Here is a 17,712-nt window from a genome sequence, read left to right as displayed (position 1 = left end):
AGCAAGCCGTGCTTTATCCATTTAAACCGCTCGCGCCCCACGAGTCTGTCCGCTCCGAGATTGATTTCCGCGAACGGGATCGGCAGTGAATAGAGTAATCCTAATTTCCTTTGTTTTCAGGAAGGCAAGGAAGGAGCGAAGAGGTTGGATGTAACGTTAGGTGAATCAGGCGCGAGGGGACGCGATCTCGAAGCGAGTGCGATCGCGTTCCCTCAAATTCAGAACCTCAAATGCACAAGTCGGTGCAACGACAGTTGAACCGAAACTTTTACTGACTAAGTTTTATTGACTGCTCAGCTGCGCCAACCAATCCAATATCAAAGGATTCACCACGTCCGGACGTTCATCATGGGGACAGTGACCCGTTTTGGGAATGCCGACAACCTTCACGGGTTGCCCATTCTCACTTAGCTCTTTATAAATCGTCGCACCCTTAATCGGCGTCCAGGGGTCATCTTCTCCCCAAAGTACCAGCAGCGGGTGTTGTATTTTTGGCAACAACTCAGCTGGGCTAGGGCCAGGGGGTGCCGTGAGAATTGAGGCAAAAACCTGCTGAGCGCCCGTGTCACAAGAAGGATCGTAAAGCATATCCACCAGTTCATCCGTGATAGCTTCAGGGTTCACGTAGACCTGTCTGAGCGTGCGACGGAGACGATCTTTGTGGCGGATGCGGTTAAATAGGAACGGGCCAGCGACTTTGGAACTGACCAGCTTCGTGAAGGCTCCCATCACCAGTCGCAGGGGGAAATTCAGCTCATCGGGGCGATGATTCAAGCCCCCGGCACAGTTAATCAGCACGCCACCAGCGGAAATTTCTGGAGAATTCACCACTACCATCAAGCTGAGTAATGCCCCAATCGAGTTGCCGACAAAGACGGTCGGTTCCTGAATATGAGTTTCCCAGAAATCCTTGAGTAGTTCTTCCCACAATTCGAGAGTGTAATCGAGGGCTGGCTTGTCCGAACCGCCGAATCCGAGTAAATCTAGGGCAAATACTCGGTAGCCCTCAGCGGCGAGGACTGGCATATTCTTGCGCCAGTGTCCAATGGAAGCGCCAAAGCCGTGAATCAGCACTAGAGGGCGACCTGTGCCCATGACTGTGTACTGAATCCGGTAGCCGCGCCAAGTCCAGTTGAGTTTTTCAAAAGTGCTTCCTGTTTTTAGCTGCTGAGTCGTCACGATAATTATTAAGATTCCTTAACTATTTTTCTATCGTAATAGTCTCTATCATTAAAAAGAGATAAACCAGGGAACATCTAACCGACTTGAAAAGTCACGCTACCCGTTTTGTTTAGGTGTGAGAAGAGATTAATGAAGCGAAGTTCCTTGGTATTTTTAGGCAGCCTGGTTTTTGCTGCTGCCGGTTTAAGTATGACAACGGTTGCCCCTGCGATCGCGCAAGTTGGACAAACAATGGGCAATCTGCCCTTATCGGGTCGAAATCTGCTCAGCCAAGCAGAAGACGATACCGCCCAGCTGCCAACAGCGGTTGCTGAAGCTGTTTTAAAGGATGCTGCCCAACGGACAGGAATGCAAAGTTCTGACTTAACCATCCTTCAGGTGGCGAAGCAAACTTGGTCAAATGGTTGCTTGGAGTTAGCAGAAGCAGGTGTTGCCTGCACCGAGGCACTGGTTCCCGGCTGGCTGGTACTGGTCGGTAGCGCCAAAGAACAGGGATTTTGGGTTTATCGCACCAACGAATCTGGAACGCTCGTGAAGTGGGATGAAACAGCAACCCAAACCTTGACGGCTCGACTCCGGTCGGAAAGTACCACCACTGGGCAACAGACAACAACCCGTCGCACGGAAACCACCGAGCAAAGGAGTACCGTCCGCACAGAACAGCGGTCTACGGTGGCAATGACCGAATCCGCAGGCAACTTTAGTCTTGCCGTTCTGCAACCCGCAGGCAGCCTCACAGAGGTGATTACTCGCGTATCGGTGAAGTCGAAACAAGGCAACAGCTATTCCCAAGAGCAGTATCTTGGCGACTTCAGATACAAAATCAAGCAAAAAGCGAAGTTTGTCAAAGGTGTGAATCCGGGCGATCGCGTGGTCGTGCGTCTATACGACCAAAATCGCTTGATTGGCTACAGCGAGTTTGAATGCTTGTCTGAAAACGCCGCCGTTAACCTAATTTTGTCAGAAAATCCGTCTGAAACCCGTGTAGTGCGCACTGTGTACGGCATTGATGCTGACATGGATGGCAACATTGACAGCGGTACCACCGCCTATAACTACTACACCCAAATCGACTCTCAGGAACGGGTAACATTCCTGAGCAGCGTCGAGCAAATTAACGTCAGCCAGTTCCAATCGAGCGAGATTTCGACTTCGGCGGCGACTAGCGTTTATTCCAGCTCATTTACCAGCGGTGAATCAATGCTGGCGGGTGAGACGATGAGCGTTTACAGTTCAGGAATGGCTGCCTTATTGACATCCGCTCCCGGTCAGTTGGTGCAGGTGATTGGGGTAGAAGCCGAGAACGCGACCTACGAAGTCAGCCAGCTGCTGGCAAGATATGCAAACGTGGGAGTCACTCGAAACATCCAGACGAGTTTTCCCGATGTTCCGCAGGGATACTGGGCAAAAGATTTTATCGCCCAACTGGCGGAGTTAGAAATTATCGAAGGCTTCCCCGATGGTCGATTCCGACCGGATCAGCCGGTGACTCGCGCCCAGTTTGCGGCGATGCTGCGGAAAGCGTTTGAGATGAATAAAGTGCGGAATGCGATCGCCTTCCGGGATGTATCCTCGGATTACTGGGCGTACAGTGCTATCCAAGAAGCCTATGAAATGGGCTTTTTAGGCGCTGTTTCCAGCAATGCATTCAACCCCACCCAAAAGCTTTCTCGTCTGGATATCTTAGTGGCATTGGCAAAGGGAATGAACTACTCTTCTGCCAGTACCACCACCCAGACGCTACTGCAAGTTTACAGCGATGCCGCTAGCATCCCTAGCGACGTCCGCAGTTTGGTTGCAGCAGCGACAGAACGGGGTCTAGTGGTGAACTATCCCAATGTCCAGTCACTCAAACCCAATCAAGTCGCCACCCGTGCAGAGGTGTGTGCTTTCCTCTACCAAGCCTTAGTCAGCACTGGGAAGGCTCAGAACATCGCCTCGCCATACGTGGCGGGAGAAGGTGCGAAACCCCCCACAGTGCGCGAAGTTGATACTCCCAAGCCAGAAAACGTCCCTGGCGATAACCGTGAGGTAGAGGGGAACGAACGCACGAATCAGCGTCAGAATTGCAACCAAGGGGTCGGTAATGGGTCAGAAGGTTGCGATCCGGGCAATTCCAATCGGAACCAGCCCAGTAACGACGAAGGAGCAGGCGCAGCGCCTGGCAGTCCGGGTCGTCAGGGTCGGTAATCGTCGGTAATCGTTAGTCTGACGACTAAAGAAAGCCGCAGCTATCCAAATTGAATAGCTGCGGCTTCTATTTTTTCGACGTTTATATTAGTCATTAGCAATATTATTTCCCTTCTGGTTTACATAAACTTCTCTACTTGGGAAAGGGATAGTAATTCCTTCTTGTTGATAGCGTCGGTGCAATTTCTTGATGAATTTATGCTTTGCAATTCGTTGGTTCAGAAATTCATTAACTCTAAGAAATACTGTAAAGTTGACACTAAATTCGCCAAAATTTTGATATAAAATAAAAGGCTCAAAATCAGAAATCTCTGCTGCTAATTCTTGCATAACTTCTTTAGCAACTTCAACCGTTATTTCTTCAACGTGTTCCAGGTCGCTATCGTAACTGACACCTACTTGAATTGGTAAAGTTATTTCTTTCACTGGTAAATGGTAATTCGTAAAAATGGCAGAAGCCAGTTTTGTATTAGGCACAACGACTAGATTATTTGGCAGTTCTCTAATCACCGTATTCCGCCAAGTGATATCGGTAACGTAACCTTCTTGTCCCGTCTCTAGTTTTACATAGTCGCCAGTTCTGACTTGTCCAGAAATAATCAAATATAATCCTGAAAATAAGTTAGATAGGGTATCCTGAAATGCCAAAGCAACTGCCAAACCGCCAATTCCCAAGGTTGCCAAAATAGGTGTAATGGAAATCCCTAGCGTTTGCAAGATCATCAAGATTCCCAAAACCAGAACGACAATTTTGGCTAGGTTAGATAGTAATGAAGCTGAAACTCCGGGTGTTCTTTGACCAAATATCGTAACAAAACTCGCCGTCAGTCTGGCTAAAACTAAGGTGACAGAATAGAGGAAAATAACAGTCAGAATATTCTGAAAAATGCCAGAAATCCGGTCAGGAATAACCTGATTTAGTTGAAGGGTAAAAATGGCTCCGTAAAAGCCAGCAACAATAAACCAAATTTTGGGGATGCCACGCAGGGAATGAAAAACGATTTCATTCCCTGGCAACCGAGTTTTAACAGCTATTCTTTTGAGTCTAGGAAGAAAAAATTTATCAAAAATTATCCCAACGAGAAATCCGCTAAGAATAAAGGCAATCGGGACAATCCATTGCTTCATGTTGATAGTTTTATCTCAAATCTATTTGTATATGTTATGAGACTGGTGATAGGGGCAACCTCCAGAGTTGCCCCTATCGCGGCTACACATCGCAGCTAGACAATTGTAGAGACACGATTTATCTCATCTGCTGGCGCGACCTCTAGAAAAAAGATACAGCGTAGTTACGACAATTGTTGCTTCAACTGATCGATCAACTGTCTCAAATTTTCTGGGCTGAGAATGGCTTTCACTTCCAACTGTTGCTGAGTATCTCGCAGAGTGAGGATGTGGTTTTCACCTTCCTTGGCAGCAAATTGCAATTGGGGAGATTTAAATTCAATCTTTTGATAGATGGTTTCTGGTATCCCTACCCGAATGACCAGTTCTTTTTGAGATTGGGGATAGATATAAAGTTGCTGGCGAAGGGTATCGAGTTCGAGTTTGGTAGGCGTAGTGCTGCGTTCTCGATCTTCGTTGATTTTGCGCCAGTAGAGAGTGATCCCGCGAATCTCAGGGATTTGAATCTCAAATACTTCGTCAAAGCGTTGGGGTTCCCAATCGAGTTCGGTAGCATCGCCCGTTTGAGGAATGATTCGCTGTCGCCAAGTGATTTTATCGTCGGCGAGATTTGCCCACCATTCGCGGATGGTTGCGAAGTTGTTGGTATTGTCAGGATTATTGCTGCCCTGTTCCCAGACGATTTTGTGTTGCATTTTCTCTCCTTCCTCCCCATCGCTTGCTGATTTCTCTTCTCTCCATCCAGTTTAAACTTCCTCCCTTGCTGGGAGTTGCTGTGACACGAAGATGTCGAGGTGTTGTATACGGCGTATCTACAGCGATCGCTCGTTTGCCCTATCTTCAAGTCTAAAACTGGCTGAATCCTGCGCGGGTAAGAGATGCTATGCAAAATTTTGCGATCGCTTCTAAATCTACCTTGAGCAGGTTTCGTCATACACTCTATATTGGTTCTCAGTCCGCGCCAGCGGGCTTTGTTTAAAAGTTCTCGCAACTTCTACTTCCTTGCTTCTGAAGTAGGGTTGACATAGCTGTGATTTAAATCGCCAGGTATGGTGGCAATATGTTTACTCTTCCGATGAATCTGTTATTTCTTCCTAACCTGAATCTATTTGTTTACCACTTGAGAAACGGGTTGGGAGACGATGCAGAGCAAATCAACCAAAACCAGCTCACGTTTTGGGATAACTTCCCGTTAGAATTGCAAAGAATTCTTGTCGCTGCTGACGATTCAAATTATAACGAGCCAGAATATTTAGAATTATTGCGCCTAGCGGGGGAAACTGAAGCTTATTATACTTTTCAAGCTCGCACTGAAGGATATCCAGTCAAAGGCTTTTATTATCCCGTGCGATTTAGCGATAGTTATGGGCTTTTGTTTAATTGCCATATTAACGATCGAGACTATCTGCAATCTTTTAAATGCTTTCCTACCCTCAAACATCTTGCTGCTGATAAACAAGGCAATCTTGGAAAAACCTGGATCGTGTCTGGGATTTTGCCTCGAAACTGTGAAACCCCTTTAGAAGGTCTCGCCCAAGAAGCTTACGAAACTTTGAAGTTTGGGAGATGGAAACAGCAAAAGCCAAGCAAAGGAAAATTTTTAGGGGCAACCGTTTTTGAAGTGTGGCTATCTCCCCAGCGTTGGGACATGGAAGAGAATCACCATGTTTTGGTTATCTTTTATCCCGATGTAGCCGCCGAAACTGAAGCTGCTAAATATTCTGAGGTCTGGATGCAGTTGTTTTACTACCGCAATAAAATTATTTGGTCTTATTGTGAAGCTCAGAAACTCAGACAGCAATTGCAAGAGAATTTCGGCTATATTTTTCAAGCGGGTGAAATGCTCAAGCAGCTACCGTTAAAAGAATTGCAGAGGATTTTAGAAGTCAATATAAAAATATTGTCCCAGTATGCTTCAGACTTAAATCATCTAGAAATTCAATTGCACGCGATTGAAACCTATCAGAAAAAATACCAAGAACATTTAAATTACCTGCTTCAAGAAGCTAGCAAATATGGAGAAACCGAGCTGCATTTTTTTGCACAATTCAACCAAATAGTCAAGCAATACGAAATTCAAATCCAACAAGATCGTGCCAGCTTTAGCCCTGCATTGAGAGTGCTAGAAGATGTGATTAACACGATTCGAGGCATCGTCGAGATTGAACAAGCTAAGCGCGATCGCAATCTGGAAAATATTATCGCCGCTGCCAGTCTGGGAGTGGGAACCGCCTCAGTCGCCGCCTCTGCTTCCTCGGCGTTGGTAAAAGATTTTACCCAGCCTTACCCTAACCAAATCGACAACCAACTATCCGCAGTCATCCCCTTGGCGAATCTGGTTATTGTCATCTTGTTCAGTATTGGTTTAGGTTGCCTGGTTAGTGGGTTTGCCTGGAAAATTTTGCGATCGCGTAGCGTCTGAGGAAAATTGCCTCGGAAATCCTCTCTTCCTTTGCCGCTTGGCAGTTCAAAATTTTAAATATGGACTTGCCAATTATTTACCACCCGGATTATGTCGTACCTCTCCCAGAAGGGCATCGCTTCCCCATGCCCAAATTCAGCAAACTCTACGAAATGCTCTTAAGCGATCGCGTAGCGCATCCAGAGCAAATTCATCCGCCCGAACCTCCTCCACTAGCGTGGATAGAACTCGTTCACACCCCAGAATATGTCCGAGCATACTGTGAAGGCACCCTCGATGCCAAAGCCCAGCGAAGAATCGGATTGCCCTGGAGTCCCGCATTAGCAAATCGTACCTGCGTGGCAGTAGGCGGTACGATTCTCACCGCTAAACTGGCACTCAGTCACGGTTTAGCTTGCAATACTGCGGGGGGTACTCATCACGCCTTTCCCGGTTATGGTTCTGGTTTCTGTATTTTCAACGATTTAGCCATTGCTGCCCGCGTGCTTCAACATCTGGGACTGGTGCGTCAAATCCTGATCGTGGATTTAGATGTCCATCAAGGAGACGGTACCGCCGTGATTTTCCAAGAAGATAGCAGCGTCTTCACCTTCTCGATGCACTGCGAAGTTAACTTTCCCGGTACCAAACAACAAAGTGACTTAGATGTTCCTCTCCCGATTGGGATGGAAGATGACGCCTATCTGCAAACCTTGGCAAAATATCTCCCAGATTTGCTCTCACAAGTCAAGCCGGATCTTGTTTTATACGATGCTGGGGTCGATCCTCATGGTGGCGATCGCTTGGGCAAACTCGCCCTCACAGACACCGGAATCTTCCGTCGGGAAATGCAAGTTTTGAGTACCTGTGTGGCACTCGGCTACCCAGTCGCCTGTGTGATTGGCGGGGGTTATGCTGACGATCTTGACTCCCTCGTTTATCGGCACTCCTTGCTACATCGAGCCGCCACTACTGTCTATCATCAGTACCAACTTTGATGCCAGACTAAGGGCAGAGGAGCCATTTCGTCTTCCTCGATACACTTTTTAACGGTAGCGGTATCCCGTGTCCGTACTTCGTACTCACTCATCTGAGGAAAAACCCCTTGCTATCAAAAGGCTTTGAAATTGAAATGTATACCGGCACCCCCAATGGTGACATTGTGGGTTTATCCGATCGGATTGTGGCAGACCTAGACGGGTTCATGCGGGAGCCGGATAGCCGCAACGTGGAATATATCACAGAACCCTTTTATTGTTACGACCGATTATTGTGTGCCTTGCTACGCCCTAGACGGCAACTCCGAGAGTATCTAAAACGCTTGGGAAATTACACCCTGATTCCGGGGAGTACGCTGTCTTTAGGAGGCAGCGATCGCTTCTGGCGCTCTGACCCTAGCAATCCTTACCACGACTACATTGAGAACACTTACGGCACCAAAGTTGTCACCGCCAGCGTCCACATCAACATTGGCATCAGCGATCCCGAAACCCTGATGCGGGCGATTCGCCTTGTCCGCCTAGAAGCACCCTTATACCTCGCTCTCAGTGCTTCTTCCCCGTTTTTGGATGGGAAAGCCACTGGCTATCACTCGACTCGCTGGGGACTGTTTCCAAAAACCCCAGCCCACGTTCCCTTATTTGAAAGCCACGCCCACTTTATCCAGTGGACGAAAGCCCAATTAGCCGCCGGGACAATGCAAAATGTCCGCCACCTTTGGTCATCCGTGCGACCAAATGGCAACCAGCGCCCCTACGACCTTAATCGCCTAGAACTGAGAATTTGTGACCTAATCATCGATCCGGTTGCCTTGTTGGCGGTTACAGCCTTGCTAGAAGCGCGACTTTTGCAGTTGATTGATGACCCCAGCCTCGATCCCCTAGAAATGAGTCAATTGTCTTCACAAGACTTAATTACCCTGACTGACGCCAACGAAGACGCCGCCGCCCGTCAAAGTTTGGATGCAACTCTGAGACATTGGCAAGACGGCAGACCGATTCTGGCGCGAGATTGGATTGAAGAAATAACCGGCGAAGTTTGGGATCTGTCTAAACAGATGGGCTTTCGCTGTTTCTTGTCACCCCTGAAAAAGATTCTCCGGGAAGGAAATTCGGCTCAGCGATGGTTAAATCTCCAAAACCAAGGTTTTGACACTTCCAGCGTGATGATTGACGCCATTCAAGCGGTGGCAGACCAAGAGCGCGAACTGGAAGACAAATTGTGCGAGAGCCTAGTTGCCTGAAGCACTTGAAGGATCGAGAATGAAGCTTGAAGGCAGAGAATTATCCTAAAGCCTTCATTCTTTATCTTCGATCCTTCCTAGCCCCTGATTTCTTTTTTTGCCTTTTTATGGCTTAATTTATTGGCTAAAAAGAATCATTCGGGAATTAGAATATTTAATCAATTTGATCTGGGTGAGTCATATAACAAATATGTATAGGTTCATGTCTCTTTGGGTATAATTTGAGTTTCCAGCGTGGATTTTAGTGTTAGAGCCAGAGTAATTAGTAAGTCTCATGCCGTTTGTTGTTCTCTACAAGCCGCAAATTCCGCCCAACACCGGCAATATTGCCCGTACCTGTGCTGCCACTGGGACGGAATTGCATTTAGTTGGGCCGTTGGGTTTTGACATTAGCGATCGCTATCTGAAACGTGCCGGTCTGGATTACTGGCCCTACGTCAATCTGCACTACCACATTGGTTTAGAGGATTTTCAGGCATTCCATCAGCAGCGAGGGGGACGATGGATCGGCTTCAGCGTTTCGGGAAGCGATAACTACCTGAAGTTCGAGTTTCGGGCAGATGACTGGCTATTATTTGGTAGCGAAACAACTGGATTACCTCCAGAAGTTCTCGCCCTTTGTGCCAATACTGTCTATATTCCAATGTCACAGCCGCACGTTCGGAGCCTGAACCTTTCTGTTAGTGCCGCAGTCGGTTTGTTTGAAGCGCGTCGCCAACTGGGGATTTTGTCCGGCTGAAGGAGGCAAACAAGTCCTTTGCTCATTGCGAGTTATCAGTCTTTAGTCAGGTGTTCGCAGATTGAGTTAAAGGTTAGAAATTTTGTTTGACCTTTTATCTAGGAATCTCAAACGTGTTAACCGGCAACTGTTTGTGACTATTTATGGCTGAGCTTTCCCCATGACTTCTTGCTCAACACTCGGTGACGAATGACTCTTTTCCCTTTCTTGAGAGAGTTTCTTTTGCGTCCTTCAGCTATCTAGAATACCGAATGAGCGCGGCTTAGATAAGAAATTTCTATGAACAACAGAGTAACAACGGGAAATTGATTGATAGATTTTTTTATCCAAAATCTTTCAGTGCTGAGCCTCTAAAACAACCTCGAATCAATCTTTAGGAAGATTTTTAGTAAATATGCGTCGGTATGCTCTATGCCATTTGTCAGAGTTTTCTCCATGATTCTACGGTTGTTATTCAAGGCAAAATCAGCTTAAAGTCTCATGTTGTAATGGATCAACAGCAGGATGCCAACAACGAAAAAGTTGTTTTCTCAGTCTTCCGGAGTAAAGCAAGTCAAGCAAGTATGTTCCAATATGCACGCCTTAGAAAGGAATACACCATTGACTTGCCAGCTCTTGACAAAAGGCTCCTGATTAACGCAATGATGAAGTCTTCAGCAGGGTGGGTCAAATGTAGGTCGTGCATGATTAAATTTTCCCAGTCATGTAAACTTGTCTAAATCAAAAAAGCAGGGTAATCTTGCCTAGGTATGATTACCGGCAGTGATCCTAATCACTTTTTGATGTGATTTGTCCCATTGACTGGTAAAAAACAATCATTCAGGGACAGTTAAGCGCTCGTCATAAGTAGGAGGTCGTGTTTGAAACGCCCATTCACGCACAAGATTAAATCAGTTCCTTCCTGTGCAGCAGACAAAGATGCGAAAGCGAATCTGTCCGCAGGAAAGCTTTCCGGGGGAGAGTCAGGTTTATTGAAGCCAATTTCTCCAGAGGTTAACCGTCGGGCTCGCACCTCTGCCGCCATGATTGGATTGGCAATCTCAATGGGCACCTCCAGCCTATTGCTGCCTCAACAAGGCGATGAAGCAAAGGCAGCCGATCCGGTCGCCACAGAGCCGACTGTTACCAACGCTCCTGCTGCAACAGATATTGCTGTTGCCGCTCCTGCCTCAAAAGTGGAGCCAGAAACAACTGCTTCAGTCGCAGCAATAAAGCCGGAATCCAAATCTGTCGCTGCTTCCCCAAAGGTAGTAGAGCCAGAATTCACATCTGAGGCCGTTTCCCCGAAGGTGGAGCTGGACGCTAAAGCAGAATCGAAACCAGCACCGCGCGTTATCGAACACAAGGTGCAGCAGGCACAGACAATTTGGCAATCGTCGAAGAACTATGGGGTAGAACCTGCCGCGATCGCCACTTCCAACAACATCAAGTCCAGCTCAGCTCTTCCATCTGGGCAAGTGGTGAAAATTCCTTCAGTGAACGGTATTGTTCACGAAGTTAAGCTGGGCGATACCGTCGAAAAGCTATCTGAGTCTTATGGTGTTCGCCCGATACAGGTGCAGCAATCATCTGGAGCGACAACATCGGATGGACTGCCGGTGGGTCAATCAGTCACGATTCCCGGCAACGTAAATGAGCTATTAAAAGCAAGACAAGACGCTGCCATGAGCCGCTTAAAGGAGCAGCGGAGCCGCTTGCAGAGCAGTCTGGCGGAGTTGCGGTCTGAGGAGACGACAAAAGCATCTGCTGGTCAATTAGAAGTCGCTGAACCAGCCCAAATTGATAGCTCTGAAGCGGCTGAGGTAGAAATAGCTGCTCCTAGAGTGCAAATTCCGGTCGCAGTGCAGATGCCAGGGGAAAACGCCCCCAATCAGGTAATCAACCAAGTACCGTCCGTACCACGCAATATCGCGGTGCAGATGCCAGGGGAAAACGCCCCCAATCAGGTAATCAACCAAGTACCGTCCGTGCCACGCAATATCGCGGTGCAGATGCCAGGAGAAAACGCCTCCAATCGGGTGATTAACCACCTCCCATCGGCACAGGCACGGGAATCGCTAGAAGCATCCCCGCAGGCGATAGGGGTGAATGAAAGCGTACCAATCCCAGTACCGACCGCGACTAACCAAGCGCTGCCAATCCAGACAGTGGCACCCGTACCGATTGCCGTCGTCGAACCTAATGGGGTAACGGCAGATGTTTACCAGGTCAAGGCGGGAGATACGGTGGATGCGATCGCTCGCATTCACGGCGTTTCCAGAGGAGAACTGCTGCGGATAAATCAGTTAGATAACCCGAACATGATTCGAGTGAATCAAGCACTGAAAATCCCGAAAAAACAGACTGTAACTGTAATTCCTGGTTTGAACGCTGCACTTAGACAATCCAAGTCTAATGTTGCTGTACCGAATCTCTCCGTTCCTACTTTGCCAACGGCTGTTCCCTTACCCGTCGCAGCAACACAGGTACGGGTGCAAAGTAGTGCTAACGTACCTATCGTCAAACCAATGTTAGTAGCGGGTAATCCGTTACCCATTGCCACACCCGCTGCCACACCGATTGCCGAGAGGAACCAAACTCAGTCTGCTGGCTTGAAGCAAAACTCTGAGTACAGCACCCAGATTGAGAAACTACGGGAAGACATCATCAAACTACGGCAGCAGTATCGTACCCAGCAAAACGGGGATACCGCTAACTCACAGAACGTTCCGGTTGCTAACATCTCGGTGCCAGTGACTCCCGCATTCGAGCCGGTTGCACCTGTCGTCAACAAACCGTTGCAACGTTCTGAATACTCGACTCCGATCAATCCAGAATTCAGCCCAAATCGTTATAACGAAGCCGTACAAGCAGAAATGCAAAAGCGGCAACGGCAACAACAGCGATCGCAGGCGGCAATCGAAATCAAAGTGCCCCCACCTGCTGCACCACGGGCTAGAACCCAGAAGCCATTGGTGGCAGCAGCGCCCTCCGGAGCGGACACTTATAACCCGACACTCCGGCCCCCCTTCGGGCAACAAGTTGCTCCAGAGTTACCGCCCCTCCCTGGTCCAAATCCATACCTGCCGGATAGCCCAGGTCAATTTAATGGCTACATCTGGCCCTCAAAGGGCGTTTTAACCTCAGGTTATGGTCGGCGCTGGGGACGGATGCACAAGGGGATTGATATCGCGGCTCCGGTCGGCACGCCTGTAGTGGCGGCAGCTCCTGGTGTCGTGGTGTATGCACGCTGGAATTCTGGTGGTTATGGAAATCTGGTGGACATTAAACACGCTGATGGCACCCTAACTCGCTATGCCCACAACAACCGGCTTCTGGTTCGAGAAGGGGAAGCAGTTGAGCAAGGTCAGCAGATTTCTGAGATGGGCAGCACCGGACGCAGCACGGGGCCTCACCTTCACTTTGAGTTGCATTCGGCTGGAAAAGGAGCTATCAACCCGATAGCTTTGCTACCCCGACGCTAAGAAAGAGGCAAAAGCAAAGGAAAAGGCAAAAGAAAATATATTTCTTTTGTCTTTTCTCTTTTTTTAAGCCAGGGTAGCAATAATCTTGCTGGTATGCTAGGATGATAAGGTTGTTTAAGAAAAGTTGGCTCTGTAGCTCAGTGGTTAGAGCAGGGGACTCATAAGCCCAAGGTCGCAGGTTCAAATCCCGCCAGAGCCATTTTAAAAGTTATAAAAAGCCAGGTCTGAAGAATGAGTAGTCTGGTGATTGTACTCATCCCTCGGTGGTCATTAGTCGGAATAGTGCCGGATGAGTTCGGCAATAGACCAAGCTTGAGCGATCGCTCCTTGAGCTGCATGAGGCGGATCGCCATCAAAAATTTCCGAAACCGAACCCAGGCAGGCTGAGGACTGCAAGTGTTCAATCATCGGCTGCCAATCAAAAGGGACGGGTTCTGAATCGTAGAGGCGCTTCCAGGCTCGGATAAAGGGGCCAATCAGCCAACTCCAAACCGTACCTTGGTGGTAGGCGCGATCGCGATATTGAGGATTCCCAGCATACGTCCCCACATAGCGGGGATCGGCGGGGTCGAGACTGCGGAGACCGTAGGGTGTCACTAAGCGATCGCCTGCTACCTTGAGGACAGACCGCCCTTGCTCGGCAGGAAACCCGCAATGATAGAGCGAGAGCGCCAAAACTGCATTCGGACGAATTGTGGGGTCTCGCACATCATCCGGTGCGATCGTATCGTAGAAATATCCCAGCGTCGGATTCCAGAACTTTTGCAGCGATCTCTTCACCTGTTGCGCCTGCTGAATATAGCGTTCTCGCTGGTTAATCCGCCTCTGTGAATTCGCGCCTCCTTCCCTTAATAACAATTCTGCCCATCGGCTAGCCCAGCACAAAGCAGAGTACCAGAGAGCATTAATTTCTATAGGTTTACCCCGACGAGGCGTTACCGGCTGACCATCAACCACCGCATCCATCCAGGTAAGCGCCACTCCTGGCGCATCCCAGGTAACTAGCCCATCCGTGGCATCAATCCGGACATTGTACAGGGTGCCAGCCATAAAGCTTTTGTAAATCTGCCGCACCACAGGATATTGCTGAGCCAGAAAATCCCAATCCTGCGTTGCTTCTAGGTAAAGACCCAAAGTTTCAATCCACCACAGCGCAGCATCAATACTGTTGTAAAATGGCTCAGCTCCAGTATCTGGAAACGCATTCGGAATCAAACCATTCCGACAATAGCGCCCAAAAGTTTCCAGCAGTCCCTTCGCCAACTCATAGCGCCCAGTCGCTAAAGCTAGTCCTGGTAGAGCAATTAGCGTATCGCGTCCCCAGTCATTAAACCAGGGGTAGCCAGCAATCACAGTCGGGCCAGCAATGGAAGCGCGGTAGACAATAAATTGATCGCCTGCTCGCAACAGCTGCTGCCAAATATCATTGACAATGTCATTGTCAATGTCATTGTCAATGTCATTGTCAATGGTTGAGGGTTCGTTGCCATGAACCCTCAACAAGGGACGGCGAAGCGCTTTCAGTCGTTGTTGCTCAACCTGCACTGCTTGCTCAAAGTCTAGGGAACTGAGCTGTGATTGTTTGGAGTTACATAATCCCACTTTCGCTTCTAGGGTGAGGGAGTCTCCCGGTTGTAGGGGTACTGTCAGGTATCCAGGGCTGTAGAGGTCTTCCTTGTCCCCCAATCCCCGCCGCTTCTCTTCTGGATAGTAATAATGCCAATACCAAACGGTGTCTGGTTGATAGCGACCCTTACTCCAGCGCAATTGCCAGGGAGTCCCAGTCCAGTCAGGACGCATCCCTTGCAAGCAAATTTGCTTTTGACCGACTAATTGCGAGAAGGACAATCCGGAAGCGCCGGATTGCTGGTGGTGAAAGTCGCGATCGCCAATTACCGGGCGTAACCTCAGCGTAGCCAACTCAGTGCCTTCATAGCGGTACTGAATCAAAATCCGGTGACAAAACTGGGGAGTGCCTAATTGCTCAGTCTCGTTCCCGCTACTTACGCTCTGTGAGCTACTTTCTACTAAGCCATAGGGCATCACCAGCTGCCTGCTTAGCTGCCAGTTATCTTCACCCCAAACCCAACGGGGAAAGGGGTCAATGTCGAAAGAACGCAATAGCTCGTAGCCCAAAGGGTCAATTTTTCCATCTATCCAGAAATTCGTCCCTAGTGCAAATACCCGTCCTCCTACATCCAAACTGGCATCCAGGTGAGACAGTAATAAAGTGCGCTGACTCGGCGGATCGAGGGCGGCAATTAACCAACCGTGATAAGTCCGAGTCCGAGCATCACAAACCGTTCCACTGGCAAAACTTCCTAACCCGTTGGTCAGCAGCCACTCGCGCGTATCCAAATTCTTCATTCCTACTCAAACTCGTTATGAGTATGATATAGTTGTTACAGTTCGTAAATTAGCTGTCGTTGCGTCTAGGGTAGACCTCAACTAGATTACCCTTGACTCAGCACGAGTCAATGCAAAATCTATTCCATTTAAGGAGAATCTATTCATGACCCACCACACAGAAGGCTGTCTTCGGGTTGGACAAACCGCCCCGGACTTTACCGCAACCGCTGTGGTCGATCAGGAATTCAAGACCATCAAACTGTCTGACTATCGTGGCAAATATGTAGTCTTGTTCTTCTATCCTCTTGACTTTACATTCGTTTGTCCTACAGAGATTACAGCTTTTAGCGACGCTTATTCAAAATTTCAGGATCTCAACACTGAAATCCTTGGTGTCTCTGTAGACAGTGAATTTTCCCACTTGGCATGGATTCAGACAGACCGCAAGTCCGGCGGCGTCGGCGACCTAAACTATCCCCTCGTTTCCGATATTAAGAAAGAGATTAGTGCTGCTTTCAATGTCCTCGATCCAGAGGCAGGCATTGCACTCCGGGGGCTGTTCATCATTGATAAAGAAGGCGTGATTCAGCACGCTACGATTAACAACCTGGCTTTTGGTCGCAACGTCGATGAGACTCTGCGGACGCTGCAAGCAATCCAGTACGTACAAACTAACCCCGACGAAGTTTGCCCCGCTGGTTGGCAACCCGGTGACAAGACGATGGTTCCCGACCCCGTCAAGTCAAAGGTCTTCTTTTCTGCCGTCTAAATTTCTGGTGTCGAGTTAGTTTCAGAACTGATTCAGTCGTCAATTAATCAAAAACCCCAATACATTTGATGAGATTTTTCCTATCAGATGTATTGGGGTTTAGTTTTTGATGCTTGCGATCGCGTTAACTCCTGTAACGCTGCTTGCACGATATCTAGATGCTGGTGATTGTATGCGATCGCTTTTTCATAGTCTCCCAAGGCACGGTAAGCCTTTTCCAGATTGTCCAAAGTAAGGGCTTCAGACTGTTGATTGCTGATTTGCCGCCAAATGTCCAAAGCTTTTTCGTAAAACTCAATCGTTTGCTTATATTCTTCTAAGGAAAAGAAAACTACGCCCAAATTTCCTAAAACTGTCCCTTCTCCCTGAACAAAGGAATTTTCTTTGCAATTACCAAAGCCTCCTTATAACACATAGCCAAGATTTGTAAGAGAGGCTACTTGTCCCTCAGGATCGCCAGTTTTCTGTGAATCTGCGAGTAAATCCTGATACGTGGGTCTTGCGCCCAGTGATGTTACAACAAAATTCAGGGACTTCTAAGAAGAAGAAGTAATCCGTCAGTTAGTTAATCGCATTCCTGAAATGGAGAGGCGACTTTTTGAGGGATGAAGGATGCGATCGCTCTCGACGATTCGCCCCTGTTCGCAAAAAAGTAAAGAACTATTACAATTACAGCAATAAGACCAAAATGATATACCGATGCTGACATCTACTGACTTTAGCGGACTGTTAAATCAACGCTTCTTTGAGAATTTCTTGCCGATTCCAGCAACCAGCCGTTTAGACCTGGGTGAAACGACTCCAGCATTTGAACTGCCGGACATTACTAACGGGAGGAGAGTTAAGTTATCAGATTACAGGGGAAAGCAACCTGTCATCCTTGCCTTCACCCGCATCTTCACCGAAAAGCAATATTGTCCTTTTTGCTTTCCTCACATCAAAGCGCTGAATGAAAACTACGAGCGCTTTACCAGTTTGGGCGTCGAGGTTTTGATGATTACCAGTACCGACGAACAGCAGAGCAAAACGGTTGTCAAAGACCTGGGTTTAAAGATGCCCTTGCTCAGCGACCCCAGTTGTCGGACGTTTCGAGCTTACTGTACGGGTCAAGCTTTGGGTGCGCCTCTGCCAGCCCAATTCGTACTGGATAAACAGGGAATTCTGCGCTATAAACATTTGTTCTCCTTCCTCGACCATAATGCTGAAGTGGAGAAGCTGCTAGAGACGCTCAGCGGATTGTAGATTACT

12 protein-coding genes, 1 tRNA gene and 1 pseudogene are annotated in these 17,712 nt (G+C 48.2%); 9 read left to right on the top strand and 5 right to left on the bottom strand.

The features are described from left to right. Nucleotides 1-282 precede the first annotated feature (282 nt). Nucleotides 283-1,179: an alpha/beta fold hydrolase gene (locus NC996_RS05755; protein ID WP_190411973.1), complete on the bottom strand. Its 897-nt coding sequence runs from the start codon at nucleotides 1,177-1,179 to the stop codon at nucleotides 283-285. A 132-nt stretch (nucleotides 1,180-1,311) separates the two neighbouring features. Between NC996_RS05755 and NC996_RS05750 the strand changes: the two genes are divergently transcribed. Further along, nucleotides 1,312-3,372 carry an S-layer homology domain-containing protein gene (locus NC996_RS05750; RefSeq protein WP_190687582.1) on the top strand — a complete coding sequence of 687 codons (2,061 nt, stop codon included), beginning with the start codon at nucleotides 1,312-1,314 and terminating at the stop codon, nucleotides 3,370-3,372. Between the two features lie 87 nt (nucleotides 3,373-3,459). Here the strand turns inward: NC996_RS05750 and NC996_RS05745 are convergent, their stop codons facing one another. Both NC996_RS05745 and NC996_RS05740 read right to left on the bottom strand, forming a co-directional pair. Then, nucleotides 3,460-4,500 (bottom strand): mechanosensitive ion channel family protein, encoded by a 1,041-nt coding sequence (locus tag NC996_RS05745; protein WP_190411975.1) that lies wholly within the window; start codon nucleotides 4,498-4,500, stop codon nucleotides 3,460-3,462. A gap of 164 nt (nucleotides 4,501-4,664) precedes the next feature. Further along, complete coding sequence (locus NC996_RS05740; protein WP_190687581.1) at nucleotides 4,665-5,195, bottom strand: hypothetical protein; 531 nt, start codon at nucleotides 5,193-5,195, stop codon at nucleotides 4,665-4,667. Between the two features lie 365 nt (nucleotides 5,196-5,560). Here NC996_RS05740 and NC996_RS05735 point away from each other — a divergent pair, with 365 nt between their 5' ends. From NC996_RS05735 to NC996_RS05710, 6 genes are all read left to right on the top strand, one after another. After that, nucleotides 5,561-6,922 carry a hypothetical protein gene (locus NC996_RS05735; protein ID WP_190687578.1) on the top strand — a complete coding sequence of 454 codons (1,362 nt, stop codon included), beginning with the start codon at nucleotides 5,561-5,563 and terminating at the stop codon, nucleotides 6,920-6,922. Nucleotides 6,923-6,981: 59 nt separating this feature from the next. Then, nucleotides 6,982-7,899 carry a histone deacetylase gene (locus NC996_RS05730; protein WP_190687576.1) on the top strand — a complete coding sequence of 306 codons (918 nt, stop codon included), beginning with the start codon at nucleotides 6,982-6,984 and terminating at the stop codon, nucleotides 7,897-7,899. A gap of 107 nt (nucleotides 7,900-8,006) precedes the next feature. Then, a complete protein-coding gene (gene gshA, locus NC996_RS05725) occupies nucleotides 8,007-9,143 on the top strand; it encodes a glutamate--cysteine ligase (protein WP_190687573.1) in 1,137 nt (378 codons plus the stop codon). A gap of 274 nt (nucleotides 9,144-9,417) precedes the next feature. Continuing rightward, nucleotides 9,418-9,882 (top strand): tRNA (cytidine(34)-2'-O)-methyltransferase, encoded by a 465-nt coding sequence (locus tag NC996_RS05720; RefSeq protein ID WP_190667558.1) that lies wholly within the window; start codon nucleotides 9,418-9,420, stop codon nucleotides 9,880-9,882. A gap of 860 nt (nucleotides 9,883-10,742) precedes the next feature. Continuing rightward, nucleotides 10,743-13,346 carry a peptidoglycan DD-metalloendopeptidase family protein gene (locus tag NC996_RS05715; protein ID WP_190687570.1) on the top strand — a complete coding sequence of 868 codons (2,604 nt, stop codon included), beginning with the start codon at nucleotides 10,743-10,745 and terminating at the stop codon, nucleotides 13,344-13,346. Nucleotides 13,347-13,472: 126 nt separating this feature from the next. Further along, nucleotides 13,473-13,545 (top strand) — tRNA-Met (locus NC996_RS05710). Nucleotides 13,546-13,616: 71 nt separating this feature from the next. On the opposite strand, the gene NC996_RS05705 is transcribed toward NC996_RS05710, so the two are convergent. Next, on the bottom strand, nucleotides 13,617-15,713 hold the full coding sequence (locus tag NC996_RS05705) for an amylo-alpha-1,6-glucosidase (protein ID WP_190687567.1): 2,097 nt from the start codon (nucleotides 15,711-15,713) through the stop codon (nucleotides 13,617-13,619). A 145-nt stretch (nucleotides 15,714-15,858) separates the two neighbouring features. Between NC996_RS05705 and NC996_RS05700 the strand changes: the two genes are divergently transcribed. Beyond that, the gene (locus NC996_RS05700) at nucleotides 15,859-16,464 is read left to right on the top strand and encodes a peroxiredoxin (protein ID WP_190411983.1); all 606 of its coding nucleotides are present in this window, start codon (nucleotides 15,859-15,861) and stop codon (nucleotides 16,462-16,464) included. Between the two features lie 83 nt (nucleotides 16,465-16,547). Here NC996_RS05700 and NC996_RS05695 read toward each other — a convergent pair. Beyond that, a pseudogene (locus tag NC996_RS05695) lies at nucleotides 16,548-16,808 on the bottom strand (tetratricopeptide repeat protein); the annotation flags it as partial. Between the two features lie 355 nt (nucleotides 16,809-17,163). Between NC996_RS05695 and NC996_RS05690 the strand changes: the two are divergent. Beyond that, nucleotides 17,164-17,706: a peroxiredoxin gene (locus NC996_RS05690; RefSeq protein ID WP_190429751.1), complete on the top strand. Its 543-nt coding sequence runs from the start codon at nucleotides 17,164-17,166 to the stop codon at nucleotides 17,704-17,706. Nucleotides 17,707-17,712: the final 6 nt, after the last annotated feature.

Origin of the sequence: Trichocoleus sp. ST-U2 (assembly GCF_039961875.1) — a bacterium.
In the GTDB taxonomy this organism is placed as follows: domain Bacteria; phylum Cyanobacteriota; class Cyanobacteriia; order Cyanobacteriales; family FACHB-T130; genus FACHB-T130.
Note: the sequence above shows the minus strand (reverse complement) of the source record. Positions and strands in the feature narration are given on the sequence as shown.